Annotated in this window: 7 protein-coding genes; all 7 read right to left on the minus strand. The window is 36.4% G+C overall.

Annotation, left to right across the window (positions count from 1 at the left end; translation table 11 throughout):
• Nucleotides 1-5: 5 nt before the first annotated feature.
• On the minus strand, nt 6-683 hold the full coding sequence (locus tag HMPREF0083_RS25885; protein WP_021624970.1) for a hypothetical protein: 678 nt from the start codon (nt 681-683) through the stop codon (nt 6-8).
• A 224-nt stretch (nt 684-907) separates the two neighbouring features.
• A complete protein-coding gene (locus HMPREF0083_RS25890) occupies nt 908-1357 on the minus strand; it encodes a hypothetical protein (protein ID WP_040305236.1) in 450 nt (149 codons plus the stop codon).
• A gap of 56 nt (nt 1358-1413) precedes the next feature.
• Nucleotides 1414-1986: a TetR/AcrR family transcriptional regulator gene (locus HMPREF0083_RS25895; protein WP_040305239.1), complete on the minus strand. Its 573-nt coding sequence runs from the start codon at nt 1984-1986 to the stop codon at nt 1414-1416.
• A 133-nt stretch (nt 1987-2119) separates the two neighbouring features.
• Nucleotides 2120-2998 carry an NADAR family protein gene (locus HMPREF0083_RS25900; RefSeq protein WP_148316075.1) on the minus strand — a complete coding sequence of 293 codons (879 nt, stop codon included), beginning with the start codon at nt 2996-2998 and terminating at the stop codon, nt 2120-2122.
• Between the two features lie 520 nt (nt 2999-3518).
• Nucleotides 3519-4343 (minus strand): aminoglycoside adenylyltransferase domain-containing protein, encoded by an 825-nt coding sequence (locus tag HMPREF0083_RS25905; RefSeq protein WP_040305242.1) that lies wholly within the window; start codon nt 4341-4343, stop codon nt 3519-3521.
• A gap of 318 nt (nt 4344-4661) precedes the next feature.
• Entirely contained in the window at nt 4662-5624 is a 963-nt protein-coding gene (locus tag HMPREF0083_RS25910; RefSeq protein WP_021624976.1) for a nuclease-related domain-containing protein, read from the minus strand.
• Between the two features lie 324 nt (nt 5625-5948).
• Nucleotides 5949-6878 (minus strand): ADP-ribosylglycohydrolase family protein, encoded by a 930-nt coding sequence (locus tag HMPREF0083_RS25915; protein WP_040305245.1) that lies wholly within the window; start codon nt 6876-6878, stop codon nt 5949-5951.
• Between the last annotated feature and the right edge of the window lie 283 nt (nt 6879-7161).

Consider the following 7161-nt stretch of genomic DNA (forward strand, 5'->3'; position numbering starts at 1 on the left):
CTGGATCATACTGGATAATCAACACCCTTGTTATTTTTTTTCAATTGCATATACTGCACATTATCAGTATTTGCATAATCTATTCGCCCTAATCCTCCTCTCATCCCTATAATAAAATACCCTTTATACACAACAAGTGAGTTCGGTACAAATGCACTAAATGGGAAATTATTGAATATAATATTTTTTTTAAATGATCCATCTTCATTAGATATTGTAAATAAATTTTCGCTAGATATTACATACAAGTGTCTATTGAATATATAAAAAGCAGTTGGACACTCTTTTAAATCAAGACACTCTCTATAAGAAAAGTTAGTACCATCGTAAATCAACTGATACAAACAGCCCGTATTTAGATACATATGTTCTAACCCTTCCAGAAAATATAGCTCCCCTTTATACTCAAATATTGATTTTACATTACATTTTTTTAATAATATTTCTGTCGAGTCTGCATAAATAACTTTTAACTCTCCTCCCCATTCTCCATAATCTGTGCCAACTATTTTTAAATCTAGATATTCATATTGTATACTGTGCTTTTCATGGTATCTAGAAATCACTAGTTCTTCATTTTTTATTTCAACACAATACTGCTTTGAATTATTTATTATTTGTAACCATTTACTGCTTCCTGCATTGGGAATTTCGGCAATTATAAAATCATTCCATAATGGCATAGCGTTTTTAATACCTCCAATGATGCACAGTTGTTTTTTAATAAAAGCTATTCAAAAATAAATAAATTCCCTATAAATACTAAATAATAACAACGGCTTGGTTTTGAGAGTCGATAATATCCTCCCCTGTGAAATGGTCTATCTATATTGTTTCGGTGTTCGCAATGAACCTTCCCCTAGAAGACTCGAGATCAACCCTGTTCAAATTAAGGAAACCTGCGATTTCATATAGTTAAAATAATGGCCAAAATAAGGATGATTTTTGTGAGCAACTCAACACGTCGATGACCGGTATTTTGTTCGATGCTGCCGACAACTTCCGCACTTTTTTCTTGTAACCGGAGCCGTAGCTCCCTATCGATCGCAAGCTTTCCAAGCAACGCTATCATAATCACTATAGCTATAGCAGCGTGCCAGTACGAAAAAGGCAGTTCCGTGACGATACGCAGGATATCGATAATTACTACCAAAACTATGGACAGAAATGCATATCGGTTATAGCGGTTCCATGCAGAAATGGAGAGTTTCTCAATGATTGATACCAAAGCTGGGTTTCCTCTCTCTCCCAGAAGCGGTATGAGTAGTGGACGTATACCAGCAGCCATGATGATCCCTCCACCTACGATTAAAGCCAGTGCCAGCCGTTCGATCCATAATAAAACCATTTGCATCATATGTGCTCCTCCTTTAGTTTTTAGTTGGTTAACTAACCAAAATTGTATATACATAGCTACTCCCTATTTTTTTCTAAGGAACGTATCATTTGTTCCAAAACATGATACGCAGATTCCAAATCAAAATCAGGATTAAGCAATTTTTGTAAAGCCAAACCGTCAAAGCATGCCAGTAAAACAGCGGACATCGATTCAATGTCATGCTCCTGGTTTTCTAGTACATTTTGTAAGATATAGGAGATACCCTGTCGTCCGTTTTCCAATAACTCGTTTACAGCGGGTTTAATTGATGAATTGCGCAAACCCATGGCAAAGAACTCATAGCGTAATTTGTACCAATCCGGCTGCTTTTCGACTCTGTTCTTCGGTTCGCTTAGTACAGCTTCTGGAAGTTGCTCTGAATCAACCGTTGCATGTATGTTTTCCATGTGACGGGTATATTGTCGGGACGCCTCCATCAGCAAAACCGATAAAATTTCCTCTTTGCTTGTGAAATAATAATGCACAAGCCCGGGAGCTACTGCGGCGACATGTGCAATATCTTTAATAGATGACTTTTCGTATCCCTTCTCTGCGATTACTTGATACGCAGCATCAATAATTCGTTGTCGTTTATCCTGTTTATTCATGTTAATCACCATTCCTTAGTTGGTCGTTCAACCAAATACATTGTAATAATAATACAGATATGTAGCCAGTAGAATTTACAGGTAATTCCTTGTATTATTAAACAATTGCCTTAATGAATTTGACATAATAAAATTATCCGAATTCTTGATGCAAGTCTTGTAGCTTCAACTTGTTATAATTTTGACATACGCGCTTGAGTTCATCCCTTACCTCCATTAAAGCAAACCCTAATAAATTTTTACCCTTCCATTCTATAGGATTATTAATTTTTTCATCTTCAGTAGACATACCAACACCCCAAATTTTATCATATGGGCTAGCTTCAACTAGCACCTTGTTTTTTGTCTGAAGTAGAAATTGCATAAGGTTTTCATTCTGAAGAAACTTCGCAAAATTACCGTTCAGAACAATGGGGTATCGTTTACTTGCCCATATCTCTTCATTAAAGTTTCTAACCTTTCTTCCTAATTTCTTTATTTCTTTTGGATTATCGCTCTTCAAAATTTCTTCTGTAATCTCTTCGTCATCAAAAAGTCTCGCTTTCTCGGCCATCATATATTGCTCCATACAGCAGTATCTATCTATTTCTATAGTAAATTCTGCTTTCCACCATTGACTTAAACAGTTTTTTGTAATATCCCCATTGCTGCTTGGCTGGTGTCCCCAAAAAAACAAATACTCAAACTTCTTACCCTTCTGGAAATTTTCTTGTATCCAGTCAAGGGAATAAGCCATTTTTCCATCCACATTCCAAAGAAGATCACCATCATCATCATAAATATCTTCATCCAGATATTCTTCTTCATACCAACCAAGCCAACCTTTTGGTGGTGGAAACATCTGGCGAAACTTATTCTGTTCCTCAATGTTTAGAGTAGAATACCATTTCCCAAAATGAATGATATAATGCTCTCCGTATCCCATTCTCCAACCAATACTGTATCTACCTATGTCCGGATACATAAGCCATGGAGGAGCCATCGGATTATGTATGTCATATGTTATACTCACATTCTTCCCTCCCTTATCTAGATTTTACCATATTATATTGACTTGTAACACACGCTCCTTCGAGAAAGTTGTACAAAAAGAATCTCCTAGCCTCTTGAAGCATTGAGAAGGACTTGCCCGTTAATGCAAGCACAACCCCAGCAATTAGATTACGTTTTGTCCGGATGCATCAAGGGTTATCTGCCTAATCCAGGTTACTGCATCAGCACAAAAAAATTTATATCCGCGCCCACCTACTTTACGTATCGTTTGCCCCCATCTGACCAACTCCAACAAAAAAGCCATGCGATATATGGATAGTCAACAAGTGTGATTTTCTTATTTATTTAATATGCCAAATATATAGACTTGACACGTTCTAGTCTTAACGGCTACATAGGAAATCAGATTGCTGTTTACCATAAAACTGTATAAATGCAAAAAACCTTGAAAGGGAGCAAAAAGCCAATCAAGGTTTATCACAACATAAAAAAATTACTCCAACTGTGCATATTGCATAGATCTCCTCCTGTACTCTCATTTACTTAATTTGATTTTTATACATTTTATTACAATAATTAAGTATGTAGTTCATGCATTGTATGGTGTCATTAATCCGGTGTTTCTTAGAATTATAGTAGCGTATGTCTAATCCCTCCTGAATGCTTATCGCTTCTTTTATGAGGTTATGCCATCTTTCTGGCATATAATTGATGGCATATTTACCTGCACCTACTTTTGAAATGATTTCATGTTCTCTAAGCGTATAAAATTGACGTAGCATTCCGGTAATAGACCATTGTATTTCCTGGTCTAAAAATTTATTTGGTAATAGGGGCGCTATTCTTTTGAATCTTTCAATTGTATTAATTCGATTTAACCAATAGGTATTCATATTATTAAGTACGTAATTAGCCAGATCACTTTCATCAATATCAAAGTGGAATGAAGCAATGTCAGGACCAATAATGCTGATTCCCTTGTTTTTCAGAATCCACCAAGTAATCGGGTTAATAACATGATTACTCCAACCTATCTTTCCTTCATTTACATATAAACATTTTTTTGTTTCAGTCTGCTTCTTACCTATATCTTCCCAAAAAAGATAGCATCCGTCCATTTCTGTTTCTTTATATTTGTTTTTTAATTCTTGATGAGTATGAGATAATATTTTTACCTCTGCTTCAGTTAATTGGCGGTTTATAATTGCAATGAAATCAATATCGCTAGAACCATTAATGTAAGCATTAAGAGCAATTGAACCGTGTAAATATAATCCTTCAAGGGTATTGGGAATTCGTTCATGAAATAAGGAAATATACGCACTTAGAATATTTTGAACTGATATGGAAACTTTTGAATCCATAAAATAACTCCTCTTCATTAGACTTTAACCAAGATCCAGTTCAGCTGTTCAGTAATATTATAGCCCATACAGTGTAGTTTGGCCGCTGCCCTTGTTAAATCACCTCAACCGGCCTTAAATATTCTAAACAAGAGACAAGAGGAAAATGGCTAAAAAGTGAACCTAAAATGAATATATAACAAGGACGACTGGATAGCCGTCCCTAGTATAATCTCAACGGAATTTAAGTACATTATAAGATGCGGAGGAAAACAAATCTGCTTTCGGTGTAATCAGAGGCAAGTTTAATGAAATTCAGCCTTTTCAAGGGATAAAGGCTTATGAAAGCATAATAAACTCCCTGTAATTAATACTTTCTATCGCTTGGCAAATTTGTTGCAAGTCATTAAGAGTATACACTCTTTTTTTCTTCATCTCATTTTCAAAAAACTCCTTGAGTTCTCCCTGATTAGTAAACCGCGCAACACTATCTTTTGATAAATCAAGAATCTCCTTTAAATGTTCTTCAACTTGTTGGTACCCAAAATAGACAATTGGCGTAACATATCCTACCTTTTCTTCTCCTAACCGGTCAGATAAAAAACTCTGTAAGGCATAAGCCGTATGCGCTACCTGTTTAGTAGGTTCACCATAGGAACGAACTTGTATGGAGGTACTTCCTTCACTTTCGTCCAACGTTTTTGTCGGTACAAATACTATGGTATGTTCTTTATCAGCTGAACTTTGCGCCATCATATCTATAATAAAAGAAAATTCCCCTGCATTCTCTCTTGTTAATCCATGAATAATTTTTCCACGCCAGTACTTTGTCTCTATCACATAAATCCCAGTAGGCAATAAAACAAGATGATCAATCTGTCTTGTTTTTAATCCCTGTTTTGAAGATATAGGAATAAAAACATTTGGTATAATCAGCATGTCATAGGAAGACAAACATCCTTCCTCTATTAATTCGGCTTTAATACCTTCTAAAACCTGATGCGTCACAATCTCACCAGCATTTCTTGAATAAGCCTTCACATCACTAATATACTTATTTAGTTTCCCTTCTAACTCATTTAATTCCTGTTTTGTCTGCAAAAGCTTTACTTGAAATTCCTCGCGGTTCTGCTCCTGCTGATTTACAAGATTGGTAGTTATAGAGGCTATTTCATCTTGATGCTTAGTCAACGTCTCTTGTTGAGCCTGAAGGTATTTCTTACGCTGACGATACAAAAACCATATACATAAAATTAAAATACAAAATAAACTACCTGCGATATACTCCATGATATACTGCATGTTCCACTCCCCTGTTACTAATCATTATTTCACATGGAATTATATCCCTTTCTCATATTCCTTTACAAGTCTATAGAATGTAGTTTTCTTTATTTCAGATTGTTACACAGCAACTGTAACGGTTATTTTTCCATTAATTGTATAAACTCCTTCGTTACTGCTCTATATACATCTGATTTGATAAACCGAAAAATTTTTGTGGTGGGAGGTAAGAAAAAAACACGTTGGCCTTTCTTCTACCAGATCGCAGGGTGTAGCCAAACTCAAACTAACAGTTGAAAAATAAAGCCGTATACTCAGAACACCGAAACGAACAATTTATTGCTAACTTTCTTCGTATTTTTTGTGAAGTTCATCTGCTAAGGCTTGAATCTCTGCTCTTTGCACTATTTTTTCAATCCATCTATTTGGAATAGCATCTATACCAAAGTATGCACCAGCCAGCTGTCCGTAAATAGCACCCGTTGTATCTGCATCATCACCGAGGTTAACAGCGAGCAGCAAGCCCTCCTCAAAGGTCTTGCCATGATAGAAGGCCCACAAAGCTGCTTCTAAGGAACTAACGACATAGCCTGCTCCTTTTATCGCGGGCGGCTGCTTCTCCTTATACGAGCCTTCTGCGACAGCCCTAATGGTGCTAGCCAGCTGATGTTGCCCCCACAATTCAGGGATCGGTGAAAAACCAGGGGATAGTAGCTCTTCCTTATTAAATCCTAAAACGGCTCCGACAATAAGCCCTCCATAAAATCGGCATGCATCAACAGCTTCTGTAGCCCCATGTGTAGTCATTGAACTCTTTCCAGATAGAGTAACAGCAAGTTCAGGGGTTTTAGAGAAAAATAAAGGTACTGGAGCAAGCCGCATAAGCGATCCGTTACCTGCAGACCAAGGATCGGTTGATCCACTAAATGGTTCGCCTGTTATTTCAAAGGATTCAAGTGATTCCCTTGTAGTCATGCCAATATCAAAACATATGCCTTTACTACTCATATAACCATCACGATACCATCTCACGTATCGTTCCATTTGGTCCGCAGCACTGAATCCATTACACTTTATTAAGCTTTCGGCTAAACATAGTGCCATTGAGGTATCATCTGTCCATTCTCCAGGTCTCAAATTAAATGGTCCCCCACCAACTATATTGGTAACAGATTCAAAGGTACCTGGAGCTTTAAATTCAAGTGTGGCACCTAATGCATCACCAATAGCTAAACCAATTAAACTTCCGCGGAAACGATCTATACTATTCATAGGAATTTTCATCCTTTCCCTATTTTGGACAATCCCAGCAAAGTTGCTATGACTCACAAATCAAGTACCACTCGCTAAGTGTATTTTATAACAAAAATAAGCATTTTTGTTATAATCATCAAAAGTTTGCTCATTTTTAACGCCTTGTTATACTAAATGAGCACCCGTTTATTGAATAGGACTCTTATATATATGATTTGATAAATCAAGAAAACATACTATATAAGTTACACTTGATAGTTTGACATAATCACGTGGTTGGAAGGAGGAAATTCGGAAAAAA

The sequence above is a fragment of the Aneurinibacillus aneurinilyticus ATCC 12856 genome (assembly GCF_000466385.1).
In the GTDB taxonomy this organism is placed as follows: domain Bacteria; phylum Bacillota; class Bacilli; order Aneurinibacillales; family Aneurinibacillaceae; genus Aneurinibacillus; species Aneurinibacillus aneurinilyticus.

Excerpts from the sequence above, each read along its gene's own strand:
- HMPREF0083_RS25885 (WP_021624970.1), bottom strand. The coding sequence starts at position 683 with ATGCCATTATGGAATGATTTTATAATTGCCGAAATTCCCAATGCAGGA.
- HMPREF0083_RS25890 (WP_040305236.1), bottom strand. The coding sequence starts at position 1,357 with ATGATGCAAATGGTTTTATTATGGATCGAACGGCTGGCACTGGCTTTA.
- HMPREF0083_RS25895 (WP_040305239.1), bottom strand. The coding sequence starts at position 1,986 with ATGAATAAACAGGATAAACGACAACGAATTATTGATGCTGCGTATCAA.
- HMPREF0083_RS25905 (WP_040305242.1), bottom strand. The coding sequence starts at position 4,343 with ATGGATTCAAAAGTTTCCATATCAGTTCAAAATATTCTAAGTGCGTAT.
- HMPREF0083_RS25910 (WP_021624976.1), bottom strand. The coding sequence starts at position 5,624 with ATGCAGTATATCATGGAGTATATCGCAGGTAGTTTATTTTGTATTTTA.
- HMPREF0083_RS25915 (WP_040305245.1), bottom strand. The coding sequence starts at position 6,878 with ATGAATAGTATAGATCGTTTCCGCGGAAGTTTAATTGGTTTAGCTATT.